Source organism: Nocardioides sp. BE266, from assembly GCF_031457855.1.
In the GTDB taxonomy this organism is placed as follows: Bacteria; Actinomycetota; Actinomycetes; order Propionibacteriales; family Nocardioidaceae; genus Nocardioides.
In genome coordinates this window covers 212,698-238,075 of record NZ_JAURTI010000005.1, presented here as the reverse complement: position 1 = coordinate 238,075, position 25,378 = coordinate 212,698, and the positions used below count along the sequence as shown (strand labels likewise).

The following is a 25,378-nucleotide window of genomic DNA, read 5'->3' as shown; positions in this document are numbered from 1 at the left end:
GGTCACAGACCGAGCGCCTTCGCCTTCGCCGCGTCGTAGTCCTCCTGGGTGATCAGGCCGGCGTCGAGCATCTCCTTGGCCCGCTTGAGCACCGCCACGGGGTCGTCCGCGGCCGGGGCCGCAGGTGCCGCCGGGGCAGCAGCCGGGGCGGCGGGCGCGGCGGGCTGGCCGGCAGGCTGCTGGAGCCCGCCGAGGCCCATGCCGCCGGTCGCCATGCCCATGCCGATCAGGCCGCCGGGACCCGCGTTCTCACCGGCCGACTCGATGCCCGCGGCGACCGAGGCCTGCAGGTTGGAGTTGCCGCGCGAGCCCGAGAGTGCGTCGGCACGCTGGACGTTCTTGAGCAGCTCGCGGGTGTTCTCGTCGTACTCGATCGAGATGATCGCAGTCTTGACGATCTCCAGGCCGCGGTCGGTGCGCCACTTGTAGTTCTCCTCGACGGCGGCCGAGAGCGACTGTGCGAAGCCGATGGAGTCCTGCTGGAGGCGGGCGATCCGGTTCCCCTTGGCGGGGTCGTTGGTGTACATCGAGAACGCCGGTGCGAGCGAGCCGACGACCTCGTTGAACAGCTGCTCACCGGCCGGGTTGTCGATGTCGGTGAAGTCGAACACGGCGTGGCCGCTGATCACGGCGGCGGAGACGAAGTTGCGGATGAAGGTCAGCGGGTCGGTGATCTTCAGCGTGTAGGTGCCGCGCGTGATCGCGCCGACCTGCGTGTTGAGGAACGCGTCGTCCCAGTAGATCTCCGACTGGGTGCCGAACTTGTTGTTGGGCAGCTCCTTGAGCGCGACGAAGATCGCCGTCTGCTGCGAGCCGGGGCGGCCGCCGAACTTGAAGCGCTCCCAGCTCTGCTTGATGATCGAGTCGACCAGGCCGCCGCCGGAGAAGACCGACTGCGAGGCGGTCTCCTCGGAGTCCCAGATGTAGCCGCCGGGCTGGGCGGCGAAGCCGGTGAACGCACCGTCCTCGACCAGCACCAGGCCGTAGCCCTCGGGCACGACGATCTTGGAGCCGTTGGTGATGACGCCGTCGGACGCGCCCGCGTTGGCACCGCGTCCCTCGTTCTGGTCCCGGCGCACCGCCGGGAACAGCGCGGCCGTGGCCGGAAGACCGTCGGGGACGGTGTAGAAGTCGAGCCACTGGTCGGCGAGCGTCCCGCCGATGGCTCCGCTGACAGCCTGGAAGAGTCCCATGCCCGTTCCCCTCTGGTGGATGCAGTAGGCGGCGGCAACACTAGCGCCCGTAGAGGCACCCGGGCAGGTGAATCGCGGTCAGCCTTCGCCGGCCTGGAGCGCTGCCCAGGTCTCGGGCGTCACGACGCCGGTGGGGTCGAGGCCGACCCGCCGCTGGAGGCGGGACACGGCGGTGGTCGTGCGGACGTTGACCACGCCGGTCGCCTTCACGGCGCGAGCCCCTGCTGCCCGGAGCGCGCGCTGGAGTCGCAGGGCGGACTCGCCCGCCGAGCCGACCTTCATCAGCGGCGTCGACCCGGCGCTGAACAGGACGGTCCACGTGGCACGGTCGGCCTTGCCGGTCGGGCGCAGGTCGTGGCGTCGCTGGAACCTCGTCACCGCCCGCACGACGTCGCGGTCGTAGCGTCCGTCGAGCTTCGAGTGGTAACGGGCACCCTTCCTGAGCAGGCACTGGAGCGCCGCGACCCGGGGGCCGCGACTTCCTGTCCTCAGCCGCGGGTAGGAGCCGAAGTCGAGGCGCGTCCGACCACAGCCGAGGAACGAGCGAGGCGGCTGCGAGCCGCCGTCGAGCTCGAGGTAGTTGCGGTCGATGGTCAGGAGGACCCCGCCGTAGAGCGCCGGGACGTGGGCCTCGTACTGGTGGATGCGCTGGCCGGCCCAGGTGCTGCCACGCACCCACTGCGGATCGATGTCGGCGGTCGCGCGGCCGTTGTACCAGGCGTACCAGACCTGGTCGGGCATCTCGTAGGAGCCGGGCGAGAGGTTGTCGGCGTTGTCGAGGGCGTGGATGCCGGCCGAGACGCTCGAGTAGACGCCGGACCGGAAGCCCAGGGCGTGCAGCTGCGAGGTCCAGCCGCTCAGGAACCGGAGGGCCGAGCGACGGCAGTCGTCGTTCGCCACGTCGAAGCCGCCCTCGAGGTCGTACCAGAGCGTGGTGCGGGACGGGAGGCCGAGCTCCCCGGCCCGCGCCACCGCGGCCGAGGCCTCGGCGCGCCCCTGGGCGTCGGCGGCCGCGTAGGCACCCGTCGGGTCCGGGGTGATCAGGTCGCCGTAGCCGGTCTGGCACGAGGCCTGCGGTCCGACCCAGATCGGCAGCACCCGCCAGCCGTGCGCACGCTGCGCGGCCACCCAGGTGGCGTCGAGGTGCGGCTGCCCCGGGTCAGTGGGGGTCGGGCGGCACGAGAGCGTCGACCCACCGATGTAGACACCGACGCCCCAGAAGGGCGACGACGTCAGCCACGCGTCCATCTGCTCCTGCGTCGGTGCGCAGCGGGCGTCGAAGGCATAGCCGGTGAGCCCGTCCTTGCGTCGTTCGGCGGCGTCGGCACTGCCGGCCGTGAGCAGGGTGGCGCAGAAGGCGACGAGCACCGCCACGACGACAGACGTGCGGGCGCGGGCGTGACCGGTTGGGCCGAGGCGCATGAGTTTCTCCCCCGAGAAGTTGGCGTGCGCAGACCCTAGCCGACGCCTGCGAGCCGCTCAGCGAGGGTGGCCGCCTGGGATCTCGACGTCGGGGTCGTAGGGCGTGCGCGTGTAGACGAACGTCGCGCACTCCAGGTTGCGGATGGTCCCGTCCGGTCGTCGTACGACGTGCAGGGTCTCGCCGCGGTGGTAGCCGAGCACGCCGACCAGCTCCCCGTCGACCAGCTCGAACCGGTCGGTGACCACGCCACCGCGCGCCATCGCCCGCAGCTCGAGTCCGTCGTTGTGCCAGCGCACGTCGTAGGCCGTGTTGCCCCAGAACCACAGGCCCGGCACGCCGTGGACCTCTCCGGGCAGCACGATCGTCGGGCGCCACGGAGCCGGCCGGTCGTCGTCGGCGTCGGGGTCGCCCTCGATCAGCGAGACGGCGAGGTCGCGCGGGTTGACGCCCGTGGTCGCGTTGGTCAGCACCACCGCTCCGATGCCGCTGCCCGGGTCGACGTGCAGCGCCGCGAGAAAGCCCGGCATCGAGCCGTTGTGCCCGACCAGGCGCCCGCCGGGGTGCAGCCCGAGCATCAGTCCGAGACCGTAGTCGGCGGTCACCGGCTGCTGCATCTCCGCCAGCGTGGACGGGGCGATGACCTCCGGCCGCGCACCGCCCAGGACCTGGCCCCACGTCACCAGGTCGACCAGCGTGGACCAGAGCTGGCCCGCCGGTGCCATGGCACCGGTGTCGGTCAGCGGCTCGTGCACCCGGATTCCGGTGAAGTGGTCGACGCTCCAGCCTGGCTGCGCACCCGGCCGAGGGAGGTACGACGTCGCCCGCATCTCCAGGGGCTGGAGCAGCCGTTCGGCGACGAGGTGGCGCCACGGCGCGCCGAGCCGACGGGCGACGAGCTCGCCGAGCAGGCCGTAGCCGAGGTTGGAGTAGTGGAACCACTCCCCCGGGCCGGCCACCCGGCCGGCGCCGTCGTTCGCCGCGGCGAGCGCGGCGAAGTCGCCGCCGCGGCTGCGCTCCCACCACGGACCGCGGGGCTCGCTCTGCATGCCCGAGGTGTGGGCCAGCGCATCGCGGACGGTGGCCTCGCCGTAGCCGACGTCGCCCAGGTGCGCCGAGAGCGGGTCGGACAGGTCGAGCATCCCCTCGTCGCGCGCCTGCATGACCAGGACCGCGGTGAGCGTCTTGGTGATCGACCCGATGCGGTACTGCCCGTCGAGCCCGGGAGCCTGCCCGGCGCCACCGGCCCACACCGCGCCGTAGCGGTCGAAGACCGCGCCGACCACGGAGGTCAGCCGGCCCTCGGCCTGCGCGACGTCGAGCAGTCGCTGGCGCTGAATACTCATGCACGTACTCGCTTCGCTCCGTGCGCGCACGAGGCACGTGTCACGCTGTGCTCGATGGCTCGCTCGCTCCGCTCGCTCACGCCAGCGACCCTAGAGGCAGCAGTCAGTCCTGCGCGAACGCCTCCGGCGGCGGGCAGGCGCAGACCAGGTTGCGGTCGCCGTAGGCCTGGTCGATCCGGGCGACCGGAGGCCAGTACTTGTCGGGGTCGATGCCCTGCGGGAAGACCGCGAGCTCGCGGGAGTAGGACCGGTCCCATTCGCCGACCAGCGCGCGGGCGGTGTGCGGCGCGTGGCGCAGGGGCGAGTCCTCGGGCGTCCACTCACCGGCCTCGACCCGGGCGATCTCGGCGCGGATGGCGATCATCGCGTCGCAGAACCGGTCGATCTCGGCGAGGTCCTCGGACTCGGTCGGCTCGACCATCAGCGTGCCGGCGACCGGGAACGACATCGTCGGGGCGTGGAAGCCGTAGTCGACCAGCCGCTTCGCCACGTCGTCGACGCTGACGCCGCTGGCCTTGGTCAAGCCGCGCAGGTCGAGGATGCACTCGTGGGCCACCAGGTCGCCGTGGCCGCGGTAGAGCACGGGGAAGTGCTCCTCGAGCCGGTGCGCGATGTAGTTGGCCGAGAGCACCGCGACAGCGGTCGCGCGGGTCAGGCCCTGCGCGCCCATCATCCGGATGTAGGCCCAGGTGATCGGCAGGATGCCCGCGGAGCCGTACGGCGCCGCGCTGATCGGGCCGATGCCCTCGCGCTTGGCCGTCTCGGGGTGCCACGCGTGCGAGGGGAGGTACGGCGCGAGGTGCTCGCGCACCGCGACCGGCCCGACGCCCGGACCGCCGCCGCCGTGCGGGATGCAGAACGTCTTGTGGAGGTTCAGGTGCGACACGTCGCCGCCGAACTCACCGGGCCGCGCGTAGCCGAGCAGGGCGTTGAGGTTGGCGCCGTCGACGTAGACCTGGCCGCCGTGGTCGTGGACCACCTTGCACAGGTCGGTGATGGTGTCCTCGTAGGCACCGTGGGTCGAGGGGTAGGTCACCATGATCGCCGCCAGCGTTTCGGCGTGCTGCTCGCACTTGGCGAGCAGGTCGTCGAGGTCGACCGAGCCGTCGTCGGAGGCCTTGACCACGACGACCTTCATCCCGGCCATCACCGCCGAGGCGGCGTTGGTGCCGTGGGCCGACGACGGGATCAGGCAGATGTTGCGGTCCAGGTCGCCGTTCGCCCGGTGGTAGCCGCGGATCGCAAGCAGGCCGGCCAGCTCGCCCTGCGAGCCGGCGTTGGGCTGCACGGAGACCGTGTCGTAGCCGGTCACCTCGGCGAGCCAGCCCTCGAGGTCGTCGACCAGCTCGCGGTAGCCGGTGGCGTCCTGGGCCGGGGCGAACGGGTGCAGGTCGGCGAAGCCCGGCAGGCTGACCGGCTCCATCTCGGTGGTGGCGTTGAGCTTCATCGTGCACGAGCCCAGCGGGATCATGCCGCGGTCGAGCGCGTAGTCACGACCGGAGAGCTTGTGCAGGTAGCGCAGCATCTGCGTCTCGCTGTGGTGCGAGTTGAAGACCTCGTGGGTGAGGAAGTCCGTGGTGCGGCCGAGCTCGGCGGGCAGCCCCGAGTCAGCCTCGTCGACCGCGGCCACGCCGAACGAGCGGAGCACCGCGGCCACCGTCGAGGTGGACGTGCGCTCGGAGGTGGACAGCCCGACGTGGTCGTCGTCGATCAGCCGCAGGTGGAGGCCCATCGAGCGCGCGGCGGCGACGACCTCGCCGGCCCGGCCGGGCACCGAGACGGTGAGCGTGTCGAACCAGGTGTCGTTGACGACCTGCACTCCCCCGGCCCGCAGCGCGGTCGCGATGCGCGAGGCGTGGACGTGGGTGCGCTGCGCGATCCGCCGCAGGCCCTCAGGCCCGTGGTAGACGGCGTACATCGACGCGACGACGGCGAGCAGCACCTGCGCGGTGCAGATGTTGGAGGTCGCCTTGTCGCGGCGGATGTGCTGCTCGCGGGTCTGGAGCGCGAGGCGGTAGGCCGGGCGACCCTCGGCGTCGACCGAGACACCGACGAGCCGGCCGGGCAGGTGGCGCTCGAGGCCGGCGGAGACGGACATGAAGCCGGCGTGCGGGCCGCCGTAGAAGAGGGGTACGCCGAAGCGCTGCGACGAGCCGACGACGACGTCCGCACCGAAGGCGCCGGGCGCCTCGAGCAGGGCGAGGGCGAGGAGGTCGGCGGACACGACGGCCAGCGCGCCGCGCTCGTGGGCCGCATCGATCACGGGACGGGGGTCGGCCACGGCGCCCGAGGCGCCGGGGTACTGCACCAGCACGCCGCACAGCTCGCCCTCGGGCAGTCCGTCGCTGAGGTCGGCCACGACGACGTCGATGCCCATGCCCTCGGCGCGGGTGCGGACCACGTCGATGGTCTGCGGCAGCGCGTCGGCGTCGACGACGAACGGACCGGCCGCGTTGCGCTGCGCACGTCGTACGAGCGTCATCGCCTCGGCGGCGGCCGTGCCCTCGTCGAGGAGGGAGGCGTTGGCGGTGGGCAGGCCGGTCAGGTCCGCCACGACCGTCTGGAAGTTCAGCAGCGCCTCGAGGCGCCCCTGGGAGATCTCGGGCTGGTAGGGCGTGTACGCCGTGTACCAGGACGGGTCCTCCAGCACGTTGCGGCGGATGACGGGCGGCGTGATCGTGCCGTGGTAGCCCAGGCCGATCATCGCCTCGGCCGGCCTGTTCTGCGAGGCGAGGGTGCGCAGGGCGCGCGCGGTGGACTCCTCGTCGAGCGGGTCCGGGAGGTCGAGCGACGCCGCGGTGCGGATGCCGCCGGGAACGGCGGCGGCCATCAGCGACTCGAGCGACTCGTGGCCGATGGCGGCCAGCATGTGCGCGACGGCCGCGTCGTCAGGTCCGATGTGGCGGGGCACGAACTCACCGAGGGTGGTCGTCGTCTCGCTGCTGGTCGAGGTGGCGTCGGGCACCGGGGCTCCTAGAGGTCACTGACAGGACCTCCCCTCTGTCGGCCGGTGCCTCCAGATTGCCAACCCGTGCGGTCCGGGTGCCTGAGAGGTTCCGGGAGGAATTGCCCCTTCGGCGCACTGCGGACGGGCTGCTCGCCCGACCGTCGTGACTCTCCCGCACGGGATGTCAGCAGGCCCCAGTCTAGCGATACGCAACAGAAATGGCCGAAGCCGCCCGGTGTCGCGGGCGGCTTCGGACCAGATGTCTGGAGGTGTGGAGCAGGACCGGAGGGTCAGCCGGTCTGGCGTGCGGCCCGGCGGGCGGCGAGCATGTCGCCCTCCACCGGAGCGGCGGGCTCGTCGGCGGCACGCTCGCTGGGCAGCTCGGCCAGGGTGCCCTCGATCTCGCGCCAGACTCCCCCGATCGCGATACCGAAGACGCCCTGGCCACCCTGGAGCAGATCGATGACCTCGTCGTTGCTGGTGCACTCGTACACCGAGGCGCCGTCGCTCATCAAGGTCACGCGGGTGAGGTCGTCGGTGCCGCGCTCACGCAGGTGGGCGGTGGCGGTGCGGATCTGCTGGAGCGAGATGCCGGCGTCGAGGAGACGCTTGACGACCTTGAGGATCAGGATGTCTCGGAAGGAGTAGAGGCGCTGCGAGCCGGACCCGGCGGCACCGCGCACGCTCGGCTCGACGAGGCCGGTGCGAGCCCAGTAGTCGAGCTGGCGGTAGGTGATGCCGGCGGCGTTGCACGCGGTCGGACCGCGGTAGCCGGTGTCGCTGGGCAGCGGCGAGACGTCGTCGTCGAAGAGCAGCCCCTGCTCCTCGGCGAGGTCGGCAGCCTCCGCGGCAGCCTTCATCCCGGCGGCGTCGGCGCCCTGTTCGTTCTCGTTGCTAGCCACTGCGACCCTCCAGGTCATTTCCTCCGTTGTGCGGTAACTCCCGGGGGGAAGGGCCCGCCGCGGCGTCGGTGACAACCACAGCGGTGGAGTTACAACAGAGACAGTTCAAGGTAAGCCTGAGACTTCGGCTTGTCCATCCACGGGTCGGCGTGTCGCAACCCTCAACCTCAACTTGAGGGTGAGTGTTTCGCGTGAGGTCAGTGGGACTCGAAGTCGTCGGGCGAGACGTGGTCGAGGAACTCGCGGAACCGCTCGACCTCGTCCTCCTGCTCGGCCGGCACCGCCAGGCCCGCCTCCTCGAGCACGGACTCCGCGCAGACGATACGGGTGCCGGTGCGCAGCGCCAGGGCGATCGAGTCCGAGGGCCGCGCGCCGACCTCGGCTCCCCCGTCGAAGACCAGCTGGGCGTAGAAGATGCCCTCCTGCATGTCGACGATGCGGACCTCGTCGAGCCGCTGGCCGGTGGCCTCGAGCACGTCGCGCATCAGGTCGTGGGTCAGCGGCCGCGGCGGCGTGACCCCCTGCTGGGCGAAGGCGATGGCCGTGGCCTCCACGGCACCGATCCAGATCGGGAGGTAGCGCTCCCCCGTCACCTCGCGCAGCAGCACGATGGGCTGGTTGGAAGGCATCTCGACACGGACACCGACGACGTCCATTTCCCGCATGCCACCACCCTACTCACGTGCCGTGAGGCGGGGCGGCGAGGTCGTTCAGCCGCGGTCGAGGCCGACCTTCACCAGCGTCGCGTGCAGGCGCACGGAGAGGGCCGCGATCTCCGAGGTGGCGTCCTCGGCACGCCCCCGCGCGGCCGCGTCACGACCCCTGGCGAGGGGTGCGACGACCTGCTGGACCAGGCCGACCTCGCGGTCGGCGGCGGTCTTGAAGGCGCGCAGGTGCCGCGGCTCGAAGCCGAAGTCAGCGAGCTCGCGGGCCGTCTGGGCGACGACGAGCGCGTCGCTGTCGAAGTGCCCGGTGCCGGTGCGGGCGCTGACCAGGCCGAACTGCTCGAGCTGCGAGAGCAGGTCCTCGGAGATGTCGGCGACCTTGAGCAGCTCGCGTCGCGAGAGCCGCAGGTCGCTCGTACGGCGGAACGACTCGGGGCTCGGCAGGCCGTCGGCGCTCAGCGCCACCTTCGGCACCGTCGGCACCACCGACTCGATCGGCGGTGGCTCCATCCCCCGGTCGATGGCGTCGAGGTGGTCGCCGATGACCTTGAGTGGGAGGTAGTGGTCGCGCTGCATCAGCAGGATGTAACGCAGCCGGGCGACGTCGTCGCCCGAGAACTTCCGGTAGCCCGCGGCGGTGCGCTCGGGCTTGACCAGCCCCTTGTCCTCGAGGAACCGGATCTTGGGGATCGTCACCCCGGGGAAGTCGGGCCGGAGCTGGTCGAGGACCTGCCCGATGTTGAAGCGGGCCCCGCGACTCGCGCCGGCGGGCGTCGAGGCACTCACGGATCAGTTGTCCGGGTGGGACGAGAAGAAGACGAGGCGGTACTTGCCGATCTGGACCTCGTCGCCGTCGTTGAGCTCGACGGAGTCGATGCGGTCGCGGTTGACGTAGGTGCCGTTGAGGCTGCCGACGTCGCTCACCGAGTAGCCCGGGCCGGAGCGGCGGAACTCGGCGTGGCGACGGGAGACGGTCACGTCGTCGAGGAAGATCTCGCTGTCGGGGTGGCGGCCGGCACCCACCACCTCGGTGTCGAGGAGGAACCGCGAGCCGGCGCTCGGTCCGCGCTGCACCACGAGGAGCGCGTGCCCGGCGGGCAGGGCGTCGACGGCCGCGGCGTCGACCGCACTCAGCTGGCGGTCCGAGGACTCGCGCTGGTCCGGGGCACCGAACGTGATGGTGGCGGTGGTCTCGACCGGCGTCGCGCCGGTGTCTTCCCCGCCGAGCAGCTTGGTGCCGCACTGGGCACAGAAGCGGGCATCGTCAGGGTTCTGCTTGCCACAGGCGGTGCAGAACGGCATGGAAACTCCTCGACGGATCGACACTGAACCCTCAGCCGAGGGTTGAGGTTGACGGTTGCTCCGAACCTACCAGCCCCTGGCTGAGGAACGACGGCGAATCAGCCGTCGAGGCCTGCCTGGTAGGCCGCGGCGTCCATCAGGCCGTCGACCTGGGAGGCGTCGGACACGGAGACCTCGAACAGCCAGCCGGCCTCGTAGGGGTCGCTGTTGACCAGCTCGGGCGTCTGGTCGAGGGCGGCGTTGGTCGCCACGACCTCGCCCGTGACGGGTGCGTAGATGTCGCTGACCGACTTCGTCGACTCCAGCTCGCCGCAGGTCTCCCCGGCGGTCACCGCGTCGCCGACCTGCGGCAGGGAGACGTACACGATGTCGCCGAGCGCGTCCTGCGCGAAGTCGGTGATCCCGATCCGGACCGAGCCCTCGGCCTCGCCGGGCGTGCGGACCCACTCGTGCTCGCTGGTGTACTTCAGGTTCTCCGGATACACGGTGGCTCCTCGATGGTTCCTGGGGTCTGGTCGTCTGTCGGGCAGGCTACTCACCCGTGCCGGACTCCGCATACTCGGGTCGCGGGGCCTCCCGGACGCTGCGGATCTCGACCTGCTCGAGCTCGTCGATGTCCACTGTCGCCCCGTCCTCGAGCTCGAGCGTCTCGACCGGACCGGTCGAGAAGGTGAGCGCGGTCTTGAGGATGTGCGGGTCGCCGATCACGTCGAGGACGTACGGCGGCTCGAGCAGCTGGTCGTCGAGCTCGATCCCCCCGACGGCGTTCTGGAAGGAGCTGTCGGCGCCGAGCCGGATCTCGTCGTTGAACTCCATCGCCTCGGCCCCCGCGGTGCGGAGCTCCTGGACGGTGTCGAGCAGCGAGCCGACGTTCACCCGGCTGGTCGACTCGGTGATCGTGATCCGCAGGCCCTGCCCCGACACCGGCACCAGCCCGGCGATGATGTTGAGGGTGCGCACCCGCTTCTCGGCCTCGTCGAGCGCGGCCGAGCGGGCGCTGGTCTCGTCCTGGAGCTCGTCACGGCGGGTCTCGAGCCGGTCGACCTCCCGCCGCGCGCGCTCCGCGGTGCCGGTCAGGCCGTCGAGCACCTGGATCAGCTCGCTCTCGCGCAGGCCGGCGTAGGTGTCGTTGGCCTTGGTGTCGCGCACCTGCACGACGAAGGCGAAGCCGAGCACGGCGAGCAGCACCGCGACGACGGCTTGCCGCCGTGAGGGCTTCAGGAGCGCGCCGCGCAGCCGCTCGCGGCCCGGCTCGTCGCGCTGGGACCCGCCGTCAGGGGCTGGTGCCGAGGAGTCGGACTCGTCGTCAGGCATGGAAGACGTGTCTCCGGATGGCAGCGACGTTGGAGAAGATCCGGATGCCGAGCACGACGATCACGCCGGTGGTGAGCTGGGCGCCGACGCCGAGCTGGTCGCCGAGGTAGACGATCGCGGCGGCGATGACGACGTTGCTCACGAAGGAGACGACGAAGACCTTGTCGTCGAAGATGCCGTCGAGGTAGGCACGCAGGCCGCCGAACACCGCGTCGAGCGCCGCCACCACCGCGATGGGCAGGTAGGGCTGCAGGCTCAGCGGGACGTCGGGCGCGAAGACGAGTCCTGCGATGATGCCGAACAGCAGGCCGAGGGCAGCAATCACGGCGCGCTCCCCCCTCCTGTTTGTCCGTCGGGATCTGCGTTGAGCTCGATCACATCACGCAGGTCGGGCTGCGGCGCAGCCGGCAGGCGGATGTCGTCGACATTCTCCGCCGAGTAGTCGAAGTCGAGGCCGTTGACGAGCGCGAACCACTCCTGCCCCTCGCTCGACTGGAGCAGACGGGCCTGGAGGGTGCGGTTGTCGCCGATCACGGAGACGACGTAGGGGGCGTTGACCGGCCGTCCGTTGACGTGGACCGCGCGGTTGGTGTTGCGGATGCCGCCGAGCAGGTTGATCCGCTGGTCGTTGATCGCGATCGCCTCGGCACCCGCCTCCCACAGCCCGTCGACGAGGAACGCGAGGTCCTCGTCACGGATCTCGCTGTCGACGTCGACGCCGGGCTTGTTGTCGACCGTGATCCGCACGCCAGGGCCGTGCACGGCGGTGTAGCCGGTGGTCAGCTCGGAGCGGCGTACCCGTGCCTGGAGGTCGTCGAGCTGCCCCTGGGTCCGGGTGCTGGCGGCGGCGACCGACTGGTTCGAGCCGGTGAGCTCGGCGACCTGCGACTGCAGGTCGCGCACCTCGTCGCGCAAGGTGTCGATCTGCTGGGTCAGCGCGGCGCGGCTGAGCTCGTTGACCGCGGCCTCGCGGTCGGTCTGCGCGGCCACGACGGCGCCGAGGATGCCGAGTGCGGCCACCGCCACCAGGCTGATCCAGTGCGGGCGGTTGCCCTGCGCCGGCCGCTCCCCCGCCGCCGCACGCTTCTGGGCGACGTGGGCGTAGTCCTCGTCCATCGACCGAGCGGTGATCAGCGTCAGCAGCGGGGTGGTGACGTGGTCGGGGAGCCGGCGCCCGGTGGCCGGTTGCTCGCGGGTCTCAGCCATGGTCGGTCGCGGCTGACGTACGACGTGGGGTGTCGCGCAGCAGCGTGCGCACCTGCCAGGCGTACAGCACCCCCGCCCACCAGTACAGCCCGATCCCCCACCAGGCGAAGGCCCAGCCGAAGTTGCGGGCCAGGGTCGCGACCACGCCCGTGCCCTCGCCGAGGAGCAGCAGCGGGAAGGCGTAGAGCAGGTTGAACGTCGCGGCCTTGCCGAGGAAATGGACCGGCAGCGACGAGAAGCCACGGGTGCGCAGGAACGGGACCAGGCCCCAGAGGAAGGCGTCACGCAGCGGCAGGGCCACCGCGAACCACCACGGGATGATGTCGCGCAGGAAGAGACCGACGACGACGGCGAGGATGTACAGACGGTCGGCGACGGGGTCGAGGATCTCGCCGAGCTTGGAGTACTGGTTGAGCCGGCGGGCCAGCCAGCCGTCGAGGAAGTCGGTGAACCCCGCGATCATCAGCACGGCGAGCGCGATGGCGTCCTGCTCGGGTCCGAGGACCAGCCACAGGAACAAGGGGACGCCTGCGAGCCGCACCAAACTGATGACGTTGGGCACGGTCCAGATGCGGGTCGCTTCCTCGGACACGTCCCGACCCTATCCAGCGCTCAACCGAGGTCCGCGCCTGACACGTCGTGGTGTGCCGCGTCGCGGATCTCGCCCACGAGCTCCTCGAGGACGTCCTCGAGGGTGACGAGTCCGATGACGGCGCCGTCGCGCTGCACCACGCGCGCCATGTGGGCGCCCTTGACCTGCAGGCTCTCGAGGGCGTCGTGGAGGAGGTCGTCGGGGTGGACGGAGGCGAACGGGCGGACCCACTTGCCCTCGATGACGCGCGAGCGCTTGTCGTCGTCGGACTCCAGGGCATCTTTGATGTGGAGGTAGCCCAGCAGCGAGCCGTCGGGCGCCTCCACCGGGAACCGGCTGAAGCCGGTCGAGGCGCACAGGGCCTCCACGTCGGCCACCGTCGAGCCGGGGGTCACCGTCGCAAGGGTGTCGGGCGTCATCAGGATCGAGGCGACCGACTTCTCGGTGAAGCCGAGCGCGCCGGCGAGCCGGTCGTACTCCTCGGCCTCGATCAGGCCCTCGCCGCGTGACTCCTCGACCAGGGCGGCGACCTCCTCGCGCGTGAAGCTGGAGCTCACCTCGTCCTTGGGCTCGATCCGCAGCGTCCGCAGCACACCGTTGGCGACCATGTTCATGCCCGCGATGACCGGCCGCAGGACGGTGACGATGGCCATCATCGGCGGGCTGAGCACCAGCGCGGCGCGGTCGGGGCCGGCGAGCGCGATGTTCTTGGGCACCATCTCGCCGAGCACCACGTGCAGGTAGACCACGATCGACATCGCGACGAGGAACGAGATCGGGTGCAGCAGGTCGTCGGGGATGTGGAGACCGTGGAAGACGGGCTCGAGCAGGTGGGCCACCGCGGGCTCGCCGATGGCACCGAGGCCGAGCGAGCAGACGGTGATGCCGAGCTGGGCACCGGCCATCACGAGGGAGACGTTCTCCATCGCCCGCAGGGTCGTGCGGGCGGCGCGTGAGCCCTCCTGGGCGCGCGGCTCGATCTGGCTGCGGCGGGCCGAGAGGAGCGCGAACTCCGCGCCCACGAAGAAGGCGTTGAAGGCGAGCAGGACGACGGCGAGCACGACGCCGAAGAGGTCACCGTTCATCGTCGGCCCCCTCGGCCGCAGTGTCGGCCGCGGTCTCGGCCGGCGTCACGAGGCGGAGGTCGAGGCGGTCGATGCGCAGGCCTTCCATCCGCTCGACGGTCAGCGTGACCAGCCGCTCGCGCAGCTCGTGCGGGTCGCTGCGGTCGGGGACCGGCACCTCGATCCGGTCGCCCGGCGCGGGGATCTTGCCGAGCTCGCGCATGACGAGGCCGGCCACGGTGTCGTAGTCCTCGTGGTCGGGCAGCTCGATGTCGGTGGCGTCCTCGACCTCGTCCGGGCGCAGCAGGCCGGAGAGGGTCCAGCTGCCGTCGCGCCGCTGGCGGATGCGAGCGCCGAGACGGTCGTGCTCGTCGGAGATGTCGCCGACGATCTCCTCGACGACGTCCTCGAGCGTCACGATGCCGGCGTGGCCGCCGTACTCGTCGAGGACGATGGCCATCTGGAAGCCGTCCTGGCGCAGCAGCGCGAGCAGCGGGTCGAGGCGGAGGCTGTCGGGGACGACGACCGGCTTGACCATGATGTGCTTGATCCGGGTGGTGGCCCGCTCGTGCACCGGCACGGCGACGGCGTGCTTGACGTGGACCGTGCCGACCACGGTGTCCTCGAGGTCGAGCACGGGGAAGCGCGAGTGGCCGGTCATGCGGGCGAGCTCGATGACCGAGGAGACCCGGTCGCCGTCCTCGACCGTCGTCGTACGGACGCGGGGGGTCATGATCTCGCCGGCGGTGCGGGTGCCGAACTCGACCGAGCGCTCGACGAGCTCGGCGGTCTCGGCGTCGAGGGTGCCCTGGTCGGCGGAGCGCTGGACGAGCGAGGCGAGCTCCTGCGAGCTCCGCGCCGAGCGCAGCTCCTCCTGGGGCTCGATGCCGAGGCGGCGCACGATCAGGTTGGCGGAGCCGTTGAGCGCGCGGATCGGGCCCTTGGTCAGCGCCGTGAAGCCGCGCATGAAGCCCTGGGTGGTGCGCGCGGTCTGCAGCGGGCGGGCGATGGCGATGTTCTTGGGCACCATCTCGCCGAAGATCATCGTCAGCACGGTGCCGAACGCGAGGCCGAGGCCCAGCGACAGCGGCGTGACCACGCCCTCGGGCATGCCGGCCGCGGCCAGCGGGTCGTCGATCAGGTCGGCGATCGCGGGCTCGGCGAGGAAGCCGATCGCGAGGTTGGTGACCGTGATGCCGACCTGGGCGCCGGAGAGCTGCGTGGACAGCGAGCGGAGCGCGAGCTGGACGCCGCGCGCGCCCTCGTCACCGCCGGCGGCAGCGCGGTCGACGGTGGGGCGGTCCACGGTCACGAAGGAGAACTCGGCGGCCACGAAGAGGCCGCAGGCGGCCACGAGGGCCAGCGAGACGAGCAACAGCACGACGGGGGTCACGACGCGCTCCTGGTGGTCAGGGCGGTCGTGCGGGGACTTTGACTCTCCATGGCGGGTGCTGCGGGTTCCTGTTCGTCGGCGTCTCTGCGGCGTCGGATCACCGCGTCGGCGAGCCCACAGAGTAGCGGTTCGGCCAAGGTTCGCCCCACTCGTCGTGTCGCTTTGGGGAGGGGTGGCCCGGCGTCCTACTCTTGGCGCGACATCGGGGCGGTATGTGCGCCTTCAAGGCTTCGGGCGAAGGAAATTGGCGTAGATGCGTGGGTGGGCCCAGTCGATCACGGCTGCTCTGCTGGTCGTGCTGGTCGCCACCCTCGCGACGGTCACCGCCAACGGCGACACGAGCAGCGCGGACTCGGTCAGCCTCGTGCAGACCACGCAGAACCCGTCGCGTACGCCGGACGCGAAGCCGTCGCGACCCAACATCGTCTTCGTCCTGACCGACGACATGCGCGACGACGACCTCGACCACATGCCGATCACGCGGCGGCTCCTCGCCGACCAGGGCATGGAGTTCACCGACGCGATCTCCCCGCACCCGCTGTGCTGCCCCGCGCGCGCACAGCTCGCGACCGGCCAGTACGCCCAGAACAACGGCGTCCAGCACAACCGGGGCGTGCACGGCGGCTTCCAGGCCCTCGACCCGACCCACGAGGCGAGCTCGTGGTTCCGTGACGCCGGCTACCGCACCGGCTTCGTCGGCAAGTTCCTCAACGGCTACCACCCCAACGACGTCCGCCCTGCCGGCTGGACCCGCTGGGACGCGCTGACCCGCGGCGTCTACGACTACGTCGACTTCACCATGACCGGTGACGGTGACCCGCAGGACTACACCGACAGCTACATCACCTCGGTGATCGAGAAGCACGCCAACGACGACATCCGCGACTTCGCCGCCACCGGTGACCCGTTCGTGGTCTACGCCTGGCACCTCGCGCCCCACTACCGGATCTCGCCCGAGGGCGGCCGGGGCCTCCCGCCGGCCGCGCCGCAGGACGAGGGCCTGTTCGAGGACGACCGGCCGGCGTCGTTCGACGACCCGGCGTTCAACGAGGACGACGTCACCGACCAGCCGGCGTACCTCCGCCACCTCTCCCCCGTCGAGCCCTCCGAGGTGAAGGCCGAGAACACCGCCCGCCTCGAGGCGCTGCAGTCCGTCGACCGCGCGGTCGGCTCGCTGGTGCAGACGCTCGACGAGCAGGGCGTGCTCGACAACACCTACATCGTCTTCTCCTCCGACAACGGCTACTCGCTCGGCGAGCACCGCTTCGTCGGCAAGGACGTGCTGACCGACGAGGCGCTCCAGGTGCCGCTGCTGGTCCGCGGCCCGGGCATCGCGCCGGGCTCCACCTCCGACCTTCCGGTGACGCTGGTCGACCTGCCTGCGACGTTCGCCGGGCTGGCCGGCGTGACGCCGGCGTGGATGGTGGACGGCACCTCCCTCGTGCCCACGCTCCACGGCGAGACCCAGGCCTTCCGCGACACGACCCTCATCCAGACCGGACGCACGCTGGGCAACGGCTGGTCGCACCGTGGCGTGCGCACCGACCGGTACCTCTACGGCACCGACGGCGCCGACGGGTTCCTCTACGACCGGCTCCTCGACCCCGAGGAGATGGTCAACCGGATCGACGACCCGGCCTACGCCGAGGTCCGCGCTGCCCTCGAGCTGCGCCGCAGCGAGCTCGTGGCGTGCGCGGGCTGGACGTGCAACCAGGACTTCGGCCCCGTGCCGGACCCGGTCGCCGTCCTCCGCCGTCAGCGGTGACGCACCGAGACCAGCTCGAACACCTCGTCACCGCCCGTGAGGTCCTGCTCCCGGACGATGCCCAGCCCCGGTGCGTACAGCTTCACCGAGACGACCCCCTTCTCCAGGCGGCTCCACTCGAACGTGCGCACCACGTCGTGGACCGCGCCGTACGGCACTCGGGTGGTCACGCCACGCTCGACGACCCAGGCCTGGTCCTCCGCCTCGTCGCGGAGGTACTCCTGACGGTAGGCGTCGGTGGGCGCCGGGTCCGCCGGCATGATGATGCCGGCGACGGCACCGTCGACCCCCGCCTGCCACGATCCCTCGCGGCTCGCCACGTGCCCGCGCCCGTCGTACGTCGCCGTGTCCTCGCCGAAGTACCAGACGTTTCCCGCGTCGTCGGCGGCGTACCAGTCCTCCGTCCTCTCCGAGAGCGTGCCGTCCGCCCGGCGCACGACGTCGCGCACGACCGTCGTGGTGACGCCCTGGATCACTTTCGTGCGGGCCGTGACGACGACGCGTTCGCGGAAGTGCCGGCCCTCGTCCGTGCCGCGGTACGTAGCGAGGGTGCCGGGCACGAGCGGGAAGTACGCGTTGGCGAGCGGCCGGTCGAAGTCGGCCGGGTCCGCGGTCGTCGGCGGCGTCGTGCCGACGCTCGCGGCGGACACTCCGCCCACCAGCGTGACGGCCGCGGCGAGGAGTGCGGTGTGGATGGTCCTCATGGCGTCCTCCGGGTGCGGGCTCTGGTCGGACACCAGCCTGCGATGTCGTGGCTGAAGCCAGCCTGAACCCCCGCTGTCGCCGCTGTCGCACCCAGCCGTCATCCTGATCCACGTGTCCGAGGTCCTCCACCAGGTCGTGCCGGTCGCGGTCTTCCTGGTCGCGATCACCGTCACTGCCGAGGTCGCCCAGCTGGCCGGCGTCTTCGACGTCGCCGCGCATGCGATGGCGCACCGGGCGCGACACCGCGTCGTCCTGCTCTGGCTGACCTTCGCAGCGCTGGCCGTGGTGAGCACGATCGTGCTGAGCCTCGACACGACCGCGGTCCTCCTGACACCGGTGGGCCTGGCGATCGCTCGGCAGACCGGGATCGCGCCGATGCCGTTCGCGCTGACGACTCTGTGGATCGCCAACACCGGCTCGCTGCTGCTTCCGGTCTCCAACCTCACCAACCTGCTGGCCGTCCACCGGTTCGAGGATCTCGGCGCCAGTCACGGCGACTACGTCCGCACGGCGGCGCTGCCTGCGGCGACCGCCATCGTGGCCACGCTCCTCCTGATCGCCTTCCTCCAGCGCCGCGCGCTCCGCGGGACGTACGACGTCGACCCGCCCGCCGACCCCCATGACCGCACCCTGCTGGTGATCTCCGGCGTGGTCTGCCTGGCCGTCGGCCCGCTGTTCGCGGTCGGCATGGAGCCCGCCGTGGTCGCCCTCGCCTCGGCTGTGGTCCTGACAGCAGCACTGCTCTGGCGGGCGCCGTCGATGATCCACGAGGTGAAGCCGCCGTGGTTGATGGCCGGTGCCTTCGTGCTCGTCGCCGGCCTGCTGCGCGCCGCGCAGACCGAGGGCCTGCTCGACTGGCTCGCGCCCGCGGTCGGCACCGGCACCCGGCCGCTCGACCTGCTGCACCTCTCCGGCGCCTCCGCGCTCGCGGCCAACCTGGTGAACAACCTGCCGGCCTACCTGGTCGTCGAGCCCGCTGCCGCGGACGACGTACGACGTCTGGTGGCCACGCTCGTCGGCGTGAACGCCGGAGCGCTCGTCACGCCGTGGGCGTCGCTGGCGACCCTGCTCTGGCTCCAGCGCTGCCGCTCCGCCGGCCTCGAGGTCCCCCTCCTGAAGCTCGCCGGCTGGGGCGCGATCTGCGCCGTGCTCTGCGTGACGACCGCGACGCTCGCGATCCGCTGACGCAGCTCCGGGATACTGGGAGTCGTGCTCCTCACCCGTGACGACGTGCTGGCCGCCGGCGAGCGGATCGGGGGGCGCATCCGTCGTACTCCCCTGCTGGGACCGGGCGGGAGCGACACCCTCTGGCTCAAGTGCGAGCACCTGCAGCACTGCGGCGTCTTCAAGACCCGCGGCGCCTTCAACCGACAGCTCGCCGCCCTCGAGCGCGGTGAGCTCGGCGACGCCGGCATCGTCGTCGCTTCCGGCGGCAACGCCGGGCTGGCCCAGGCCTTCGCCGCGAGCGAGCTCGGCATCCGCGCCACGGTGTTCGTCCCGGAGGCGGCGCCGGAGGTCAAGGTCCGGCGCATCGAGGCGTACGGCGCCGAGGTGCGCCGCGTCGGACGTGAGTACGCCGAGGCCTACGAGGCCGCCGTCGCGTTCGGCGAGGAGAGCGGCGCGACCTTCGCCCACGCCTACGACCAGCCCGACGTGGCCGCCGGAGCCGGCACGCTGGCCGAGGAGGTCCTGGAGGACGAGCCGGGCATCGACACGATCGTCGTCGCGGTGGGCGGCGGCGGGCTGTACGCCGGCGTGGCCGCCGCCGTACGCGATCGGGCCCGGGTCGTGGCGGTCGAGCCCGAGCTCGCCCCCACGCTGCGCCGGGCGATGGAGGCCGGGGCGCCTGTCGACGTCGCCGTGTCCGGCGTCGCCGCCGACTCGCTGGGCGCGCGGCGCCTCGGCGACCTGGCGTTCGCCGCCGTGCAGGCCGAGCCACCAGTCTCGGTGCTCGTCAGCGACGACGACATCATCGAGGCACGCGCCCGCCTCTGGCAGGACTACCGGATCGTCTCGGAGCACGGCGCCGCCACCGCGATGGCAGCCCTGCTCTCGAGCGCCTACGTGCCCGCGCCAGGCGAACGGGTCGCGGTTGTCATCTGCGGGGCCAACACGGACCTGGCCACGCTGGGCTGAGAAGACGGCGACGTAGAGGGCACGGCGGTCACGCCGAGCGCAACAGCCAGGGCTTCCTGCGGACGAGGTCGCCGACCTGGGCCCGTCGCGTCAGCTCCAGCTTCGAGAGCACGGCGTGCACGTGGTTCTTCACCGTCGCCACGCTGAGATGGAGCTCGACCGCGATCTCCTTGTTCGTGTAGCCCTGCTCGATCAGGCGGACCGTCTCGGCCTCGCGCCGGGTGAGCAGCTCGGCCGCCTCGACGACCTCGCTGGACTCGCGCCGCCTGCGGAGCTCGTCGACCAGTGACCTCGTCACCCTCGAGTCGCAGGACGTCTCGCCTCGAAGCGCCATCGCCAGCACGCCCACGAGCTCGTCCAGGGTGGAGTCGCGCGGGACCCACGCCACCAGCCCGGAGTCGACGTACGCGATCACGTCGTCGGCGTCCGGCGAGGCGGTGAGCGCGACCACCGGTAGCTCCATCAGCTGGTCCGTCAGGGCGCGCACCGCGGCGAGTGCACCGCCCGCCGTGATGTCGTAGAGCACGATGTCGACCTGGGAGCCACGTGCGGTCCCGGCGACGGCCAGCGCGTCGTGGACGACCACCACACCGTCAACCAGCTCCTCGCGCCGCAGGCACGCGCCGACGGCCTCGCCGAACAGCTGGCCCGTCGCGTACAGCAGGACCCGAGCCACGGCTCAGCTCTGCGTCGTCGTCGGCTCGCCGGAGGGCGGGGCGCCCTCACCGGTCGGAGGTGCCTGTTGGGTCGGTGACTGGTCTCCCTTCCCGCCCTCCCCTCCGTAGGGGTCCGGCTCGGGGGTCGGCTGCGGCTCCGGCTGCGGCTCCGGCTGCGGCTCCGGCTGCGGCTCCGGCTGCGGCTCGGGCACGTCGGGACACGGGTCGAGCTCGTCGACCTCGTCCATGTCGTCGGCGGGTGGGGGGGTCGGCTCCTTCTGCTTTGCGCACCGGAGGACCTCGTCGATGAGCGCGCTCTCGGCGTCCGTGCCCTGGGCTTGCTCGTCGGCGAGCTGGGCCTTCTTCTCGAGGAAGGCGATGGCACCCGCGACGCACACGTCATAGGAGTAGAGGGTGAAGAGCTCGTCGAGGAGGTCGTAGATCCGACAGACGAACGTGGTCGGATCGGTGAGCTGGTGGCGGAGATCGACGTAGGCCCGGCGGTAGTGCAGCTGCATGACGAAGGCGCGTTCGGGCTCGATCACCTTGTCGCAGATCCTGGTGTTGAGCTCCTTGACCTTCGCAGCCAGCTGGTCGACCTTCGCCTTGATCCCCGATGGCAGCCCGGTCAGCTCGTCGAGGGCACGCTTGCGCGCGTCGATCGCCTTGGTGATCGCGGTCTGCGCGGTACGCAGCGACTCGAGGTCGTCGGGATCCCGCTCGGAAGCCATCGGGCACGGGTCGTCCGGCATCGGTAGCGGCGACGAGCCACCCGGCGCCTTCTCCCACGTGCAGAAGCATTCGAGGAGGTCGTCCTGGTCAGTGACCAGGCACTCGACGGTCTTCCTGATCGCCTTCAGGTCTTCGAGCAGCTGGACGAGCGCGGGCATCTGCGCGGCCTTCGCGTCCTCGTAGGCGACCTGGATGCCCGTGATCGCGGCCATGCGCGCCTTCATGTCCTCGAACGCCTTCTTGCGCCGCTCGGTCACCGCGACGTCGTAGGCGTTGAAGCACTGCAACGTGACGTAGGCAGGAGCCGGATCCGTGCAGGTCTGACCCGAGCTGCCGGTCTGCGCCGGGTTACTGGTTCCGGAACTGCCTTCTGTCGCCATGGACCCCGCCTCTCCACTGGCGCCGGCTCGGCACGGCGCACCCGGACCTCGAGGCTTCCAGCGCCCCGTCACGCCACCGTCGCCGCGCCGTCACCAAAGACGGTCTCGTACGCCTACTACTCAACGCGCGACACAGAACCGGCTACTTCTTCGCCACGATTGCCCAGGTGATTTCAAGTCGTGGAGTCGTCCGCGAATACATCGACAGAAGATCGTTGACCATCTTCTTGCTGTCCTTTGAAGGATCCTGATCCGTGATGATGGTGTAGTGAACGAGCGTGACCACTCGGCCCTGCTTGGCGGCGTTCTTCACAACGCCGTTCATCGCGTTATCAACGGTGTAGAACAGTTGCTGTGCCTTGATCTCCTCCGTCGGACGGCGGTCGTCCTCGATTGGCTTCATCTCCCCATAGGACTTGGAGCCGAGCGTCGGATCGAACATGTGGATCTCATCGGTGCGATCTCCCACGGGTACCACCGATGTGTAGTCGGGAATGCGTACCCCTACGGTCTTGCGCCCGCTCCGCATTGCCCTTCGTTTGTCGATCCGAGTCTTGTCAAAGGTCGACCGCCCGCGGCCCCGAGATCCGGGCAGTGTGTAGCCGGGAACAACCGGGCGATCGCCGATTCGTTCCTGCATCATCGTTTCCACGACACGCGCGGCCTGTCCCTCGTACGAATGCCATTCATCTTCCGTGCCGGAAACGTCTTTCGGGATCGTGATCGCCTCTGGACGTCTCTCAACCCAGGTGGGATCGAGCTTCAAGAGCGCGCCACCCTCGCCGGACTTTGGTAGTTCCGCCTTGTTCTTGACGTCTGAGGCGACGACGTGGAAGTGCCACGAGTCTTCTGCGTCCACCACCTCGACCTGCTTGAGTATGGGGTGCGCACTCTGCACTTGAACGGCGATCGCCTCGGCGTCGGACCGGGCGGCCTCGCCACCCGTCCTTTGGGCCACAGCCTCCTGGAGCGCGACCAGCGCCGCCGACACCTGGGCATCGTGCTCCGGCCCCTCCTTCGAACCCTCCTCCTTCCCGATCCCCAGCAGCTTGCCCGCCGCCTTGACGAGGTCGACGGCCTTCCCGATGAGCCACCGGATGGCTTCCTCGACGGGCTTGCGGATCTTCTTGATGAAGGTGGAGATGGTCTCGCTGAGGTCGCCGAGGCCGAGGAGGTCTGCAAGGAAACCGATGGCCACCGGGATCGCCCTGGCAAGGGCGTCCTCCACCCGTTGCGCGGCCGCGCCGAGCGAGCCCTTCGCGATCGCACCGATGGAGGAGGTGACGGCCTTGACGAGGTCGGCGATCTGCTGCGCCTTATCGACGAAGAACATGACGATGTCGTAGATGGCCATGCACGCCTTGATGAATGCACCGGCAGGCGTCAGGAGCCCGATGATCCACTTGATGCCGGCCTCGACCACGTTGGTGATCAGCCAGCTCTGGATCTCCTCGAGCAGCATCGACTTCAGGTCGGTGAGCTTCTCCTTGATCCACTCCCACAGGCCGGCCGGCCCCTCCCGGACGAGCACGATGACCGGCTCGGCGAACATCTCCAGCCCGCGGACGATCGGCTCGCCGACCATCTCGACGGCGATGCGGCGGATGTTCTGCCACGTCAGCCCGAGGATCTGCAGGACCAGGCCCAGGATGCCCTGGAGGTCGAACTTCGCGGGCATCTGGATCCCGGCACCGGCGACGGCTCCGAAGATCCAGTCGAGCAGACCCTTCTCGAGGTGTTCGACGATGTGGTCCTTGAAGTTGGTGACCCCCTGCATCACCGCCTCGATGAGGTTCGAAAGGAACCCGATCGGGTCCTCGATGATCAGCGTGATCACCGAGGCGGCCTCGGCGAGGGCCGACAGCAGCATGTCCTTGAACTCGAGGATCTTCTTGATCAGCCCCACCGTGGCGTCGTAGACGCGCTGCCAGAGCGACTTGTTCTCCTCGCGCAGCCGGTTCTCCGTCTCTGACATGCGCTGGTAGGAGTCGCGGTACTGCTGGGTCAGGCGCTGGACGAGGCTGTCCCTCCGGTCGTCGATCGACGACTCCAGCGCGTCGAAGTCGGCGCTGACCAGCTGACGTGCCTCCTCGCCGGCCGAGCGCAGGCTCTCGTCGAGCCCGGCGACGTACGAGTCCAGCTCGGCGCGTCCGGCCGCCACGCGTTGCTTGGCCGCGGCCAGCCTGGTCTCGACCAGGGTCGCGACCTCGTCGATGGCCCTGCCCACGCGCGCGAGATAGGCCGCGCGACCGGTCGCGAGGGCGTCCTCGATGAGTCGTTCCCAGTCGTCCCCCCACTCGGTGAGCCAGTTGCCGACGCCGCCCTTGGCCTCCTCGAAGGCGTCTTCGTACGCCGCTTCGGCCTCGCGCAGCCCGACGTCGAAGATCGCGACGGCGGCAGCATCCATCGCGGCGAGGATGACGTCCACGTCGTTCCTGGTCGCCTCCTTGATGGCGGTCACCCGCTCGGTGACGAGGCGGCGCTGCTGCGACTGGTTCGTGCTGGTGGACTGCTGCTCCCCGACGACCTGTCCGACCAGGTCGAGCCGTTGCGCACGCATCCCGGCGAGGCCGCCGCCGATCCGTTCCTGCGCCTGCGCCCGCGACTCGCCTCGCACCGCAGCTTCGTCCTCCCTGTACTGGGCCCCGGCTGCGGCCTCGTGCGTCTCGGCCGTCGATCGTGCCTCGAGCGCCGGCGCGAACTCGGGCTCGTTCCCGCGCTGGAGCTGCTCGGTGCTCACACCGGCCCCAGCCATGGCCTGGTCCGTCGCCGACCGGTCCGAGGAGTAGTCCAGGCGCTCGGCCGGCAGAGGCGCTGGGACGACTGCGTCCGGCCCGACCGGGTCGGGCGCGGGACCGGGTGCCTCAGGCACGAGTGCGGGCGCCGGCGTCCCGGCTGCGGGATCGGGCGCGGCCTCGGTCTGGGCTGTGGACCGGAGCGGGCCGGCCGCCTCTTCCCGCTGGACACCGAGCTGCGCGTTGATCCGCGCGCTCGCGTCGGTCGCCCCCTGGGCCATCACACGGTCGGCCTCGTCCTCAGTCTTCGGCTTCGGTGTGGCCTCGTCGATGGCCTGCCGCAGTGCTTCCTTGAAGGACTGGCGAGGCACCTCGCCAGCCGGCACGGAGTCGATGGCGTCGACCGTGCGCTCAGCGGCGGAGCGCTGCTGCTCGACCGCTGGCTGGCGCGCCGACGCACTTGCGTTGGCCACGGGTGCCTCGGCGGGCGGATGGGTCCGCTGTCCGCGCGCCCGGTCGGCCACGGCGTGCACCACCGGCGCCACCGCCTCCTCCGGCGTCGGCACCGCAGGCACCTCGGCCGCTTCCGGAGCCGCTGTGCCTGCGGGCGCAGCGGTCGTTGCGGCGTCGGACGTCGGGGCCGGTGGCGCGACCGGTGGCGCCGCTTCCGGAGCCGCCGCTGGTACGTCGCCGGGCGGAGCGAGCGTGCCCGCGCCCGAGACGTCCACCACCGGCGTGCGGTCGTCGACCGTCCCGGGAGCGGACGGCGCACCCCCCGTCTCCGCCATCCAGGCTGGCGTGCCCCCGACCAGCTCGGGAAGAGCGACGACCGCGGGAGCGGTCCCTGGACCCACTACGGGTTCAGCTGAGATCGGTTCGGGCAGTGGAGCCATGGTCGGCGGGGTGTTCGGCAGCCCCCCGTCCC

General features: G+C 70.9%; 22 protein-coding genes and 1 riboswitch. Of the genes, 3 read left to right on the top strand and 19 right to left on the bottom strand.

The features are described from left to right. Positions 1-2: 2 nt before the first annotated feature. The 15 genes from J2X46_RS16550 to J2X46_RS16480 all read right to left on the bottom strand — a co-directional run bounded on the left by J2X46_RS16550 (position 3) and on the right by J2X46_RS16480 (position 15,344). Positions 3-1,193, bottom strand: coding sequence for an SPFH domain-containing protein (locus J2X46_RS16550; RefSeq protein ID WP_310252466.1), 1,191 nt, complete (start codon positions 1,191-1,193; stop codon positions 3-5). Positions 1,194-1,271: 78 nt separating this feature from the next. After that, entirely contained in the window at positions 1,272-2,615 is a 1,344-nt protein-coding gene (locus tag J2X46_RS16545) for a glycoside hydrolase domain-containing protein (protein ID WP_310252464.1), read from the bottom strand. 57 nt (positions 2,616-2,672) lie between these two features. Then, positions 2,673-3,959, bottom strand: coding sequence for a serine hydrolase domain-containing protein (locus J2X46_RS16540; protein WP_310252463.1), 1,287 nt, complete (start codon positions 3,957-3,959; stop codon positions 2,673-2,675). 103 nt (positions 3,960-4,062) lie between these two features. After that, positions 4,063-6,924 carry an aminomethyl-transferring glycine dehydrogenase gene (gene gcvP / locus J2X46_RS16535; RefSeq protein ID WP_310252462.1) on the bottom strand — a complete coding sequence of 954 codons (2,862 nt, stop codon included), beginning with the start codon at positions 6,922-6,924 and terminating at the stop codon, positions 4,063-4,065. Between the two features lie 59 nt (positions 6,925-6,983). Further along, a riboswitch (glycine riboswitch) is annotated at positions 6,984-7,091 on the bottom strand. 105 nt (positions 7,092-7,196) lie between these two features. Continuing rightward, positions 7,197-7,766, bottom strand: coding sequence for a MerR family transcriptional regulator (locus J2X46_RS16530; protein WP_310252970.1), 570 nt, complete (start codon positions 7,764-7,766; stop codon positions 7,197-7,199). Between the two features lie 239 nt (positions 7,767-8,005). After that, a complete protein-coding gene (locus J2X46_RS16525; protein WP_310252460.1) occupies positions 8,006-8,473 on the bottom strand; it encodes a bifunctional nuclease family protein in 468 nt (155 codons plus the stop codon). A gap of 45 nt (positions 8,474-8,518) precedes the next feature. Further along, positions 8,519-9,259 (bottom strand): MerR family transcriptional regulator, encoded by a 741-nt coding sequence (locus J2X46_RS16520; RefSeq protein WP_310252458.1) that lies wholly within the window; start codon positions 9,257-9,259, stop codon positions 8,519-8,521. Between the two features lie 3 nt (positions 9,260-9,262). After that, entirely contained in the window at positions 9,263-9,775 is a 513-nt protein-coding gene (locus tag J2X46_RS16515) for an FHA domain-containing protein (RefSeq protein ID WP_310252456.1), read from the bottom strand. A 98-nt stretch (positions 9,776-9,873) separates the two neighbouring features. Beyond that, a complete protein-coding gene (gene gcvH / locus J2X46_RS16510; RefSeq protein WP_310252454.1) occupies positions 9,874-10,260 on the bottom strand; it encodes a glycine cleavage system protein GcvH in 387 nt (128 codons plus the stop codon). A gap of 46 nt (positions 10,261-10,306) precedes the next feature. Then, positions 10,307-11,089 (bottom strand): DUF881 domain-containing protein, encoded by a 783-nt coding sequence (locus tag J2X46_RS16505; RefSeq protein WP_310252452.1) that lies wholly within the window; start codon positions 11,087-11,089, stop codon positions 10,307-10,309. Further along, complete coding sequence (locus J2X46_RS16500; RefSeq protein WP_056907793.1) at positions 11,082-11,414, bottom strand: small basic family protein; 333 nt, start codon at positions 11,412-11,414, stop codon at positions 11,082-11,084. The genes J2X46_RS16505 and J2X46_RS16500 overlap by 8 nt, the downstream gene beginning before the upstream one ends. Next, positions 11,411-12,295, bottom strand: coding sequence for a DUF881 domain-containing protein (locus J2X46_RS16495; protein WP_310252449.1), 885 nt, complete (start codon positions 12,293-12,295; stop codon positions 11,411-11,413). Before J2X46_RS16495 ends, J2X46_RS16500 begins: the two co-directional genes overlap by 4 nt. Next, complete coding sequence (locus J2X46_RS16490) at positions 12,288-12,887, bottom strand: CDP-alcohol phosphatidyltransferase family protein (protein WP_310252447.1); 600 nt, start codon at positions 12,885-12,887, stop codon at positions 12,288-12,290. The genes J2X46_RS16495 and J2X46_RS16490 overlap by 8 nt, the downstream gene beginning before the upstream one ends. 20 nt (positions 12,888-12,907) lie before the next feature. Then, on the bottom strand, positions 12,908-13,972 hold the full coding sequence (locus tag J2X46_RS16485; protein WP_310252445.1) for a hemolysin family protein: 1,065 nt from the start codon (positions 13,970-13,972) through the stop codon (positions 12,908-12,910). Beyond that, complete coding sequence (locus J2X46_RS16480; protein ID WP_310252444.1) at positions 13,962-15,344, bottom strand: hemolysin family protein; 1,383 nt, start codon at positions 15,342-15,344, stop codon at positions 13,962-13,964. The genes J2X46_RS16485 and J2X46_RS16480 overlap by 11 nt, the downstream gene beginning before the upstream one ends. A 253-nt stretch (positions 15,345-15,597) precedes the next feature. Here J2X46_RS16480 and J2X46_RS16475 point away from each other — a divergent pair, with 253 nt between their 5' ends. Further along, positions 15,598-17,109 (top strand): sulfatase, encoded by a 1,512-nt coding sequence (locus tag J2X46_RS16475; RefSeq protein WP_310252443.1) that lies wholly within the window; start codon positions 15,598-15,600, stop codon positions 17,107-17,109. On the opposite strand, the gene J2X46_RS16470 is transcribed toward J2X46_RS16475, so the two are convergent. After that, the gene (locus J2X46_RS16470; RefSeq protein WP_310252442.1) at positions 17,100-17,813 is read right to left on the bottom strand and encodes a hypothetical protein; all 714 of its coding nucleotides are present in this window, start codon (positions 17,811-17,813) and stop codon (positions 17,100-17,102) included. The genes J2X46_RS16475 and J2X46_RS16470 overlap by 10 nt on opposite strands. 112 nt (positions 17,814-17,925) lie before the next feature. Between J2X46_RS16470 and J2X46_RS16465 the strand changes: the two genes are divergently transcribed. After that, on the top strand, positions 17,926-18,999 hold the full coding sequence (locus J2X46_RS16465; RefSeq protein ID WP_310252439.1) for an SLC13 family permease: 1,074 nt from the start codon (positions 17,926-17,928) through the stop codon (positions 18,997-18,999). A 24-nt stretch (positions 19,000-19,023) separates the two neighbouring features. Continuing rightward, positions 19,024-19,950 (top strand): threonine/serine dehydratase, encoded by a 927-nt coding sequence (locus J2X46_RS16460; RefSeq protein ID WP_310252437.1) that lies wholly within the window; start codon positions 19,024-19,026, stop codon positions 19,948-19,950. A 28-nt stretch (positions 19,951-19,978) separates the two neighbouring features. Here the strand turns inward: J2X46_RS16460 and J2X46_RS16455 are convergent, their stop codons facing one another. The 3 genes from J2X46_RS16455 to J2X46_RS16445 all read right to left on the bottom strand — a co-directional run bounded on the left by J2X46_RS16455 (position 19,979) and on the right by J2X46_RS16445 (position 25,241). Beyond that, positions 19,979-20,626 carry a response regulator transcription factor gene (locus tag J2X46_RS16455; protein ID WP_310252436.1) on the bottom strand — a complete coding sequence of 216 codons (648 nt, stop codon included), beginning with the start codon at positions 20,624-20,626 and terminating at the stop codon, positions 19,979-19,981. Between the two features lie 3 nt (positions 20,627-20,629). Continuing rightward, positions 20,630-21,718 carry a hypothetical protein gene (locus tag J2X46_RS16450; protein ID WP_310252434.1) on the bottom strand — a complete coding sequence of 363 codons (1,089 nt, stop codon included), beginning with the start codon at positions 21,716-21,718 and terminating at the stop codon, positions 20,630-20,632. A 142-nt stretch (positions 21,719-21,860) separates the two neighbouring features. Beyond that, entirely contained in the window at positions 21,861-25,241 is a 3,381-nt protein-coding gene (locus tag J2X46_RS16445) for a hypothetical protein (RefSeq protein ID WP_310252432.1), read from the bottom strand. Positions 25,242-25,378 lie beyond the last annotated feature (137 nt).

Coding starts and splice junctions, on each gene's coding strand:
- J2X46_RS16550 (WP_310252466.1), bottom strand. CDS start 1,193: ATGGGACTCTTCCAGGCTGTCAGCGGAGCCATCGGCGGGACGCTCGCC.
- J2X46_RS16545 (WP_310252464.1), bottom strand. CDS start 2,615: ATGCGCCTCGGCCCAACCGGTCACGCCCGCGCCCGCACGTCTGTCGTC.
- J2X46_RS16540 (WP_310252463.1), bottom strand. CDS start 3,959: ATGAGTATTCAGCGCCAGCGACTGCTCGACGTCGCGCAGGCCGAGGGC.
- J2X46_RS16530 (WP_310252970.1), bottom strand. CDS start 7,766: ATGAAGGCTGCCGCGGAGGCTGCCGACCTCGCCGAGGAGCAGGGGCTG.
- J2X46_RS16525 (WP_310252460.1), bottom strand. CDS start 8,473: ATGCGGGAAATGGACGTCGTCGGTGTCCGTGTCGAGATGCCTTCCAAC.
- J2X46_RS16515 (WP_310252456.1), bottom strand. CDS start 9,775: ATGCCGTTCTGCACCGCCTGTGGCAAGCAGAACCCTGACGATGCCCGC.
- J2X46_RS16505 (WP_310252452.1), bottom strand. CDS start 11,089: ATGCCTGACGACGAGTCCGACTCCTCGGCACCAGCCCCTGACGGCGGG.
- J2X46_RS16495 (WP_310252449.1), bottom strand. CDS start 12,295: ATGGCTGAGACCCGCGAGCAACCGGCCACCGGGCGCCGGCTCCCCGAC.
- J2X46_RS16485 (WP_310252445.1), bottom strand. CDS start 13,972: ATGAACGGTGACCTCTTCGGCGTCGTGCTCGCCGTCGTCCTGCTCGCC.
- J2X46_RS16475 (WP_310252443.1), top strand. CDS start 15,598: ATGCGTGGGTGGGCCCAGTCGATCACGGCTGCTCTGCTGGTCGTGCTG.
- J2X46_RS16470 (WP_310252442.1), bottom strand. CDS start 17,813: ATGAGGACCATCCACACCGCACTCCTCGCCGCGGCCGTCACGCTGGTG.
- J2X46_RS16450 (WP_310252434.1), bottom strand. CDS start 21,718: ATGGCGACAGAAGGCAGTTCCGGAACCAGTAACCCGGCGCAGACCGGC.
- J2X46_RS16445 (WP_310252432.1), bottom strand. CDS start 25,241: ATGGCGGAGACGGGGGGTGCGCCGTCCGCTCCCGGGACGGTCGACGAC.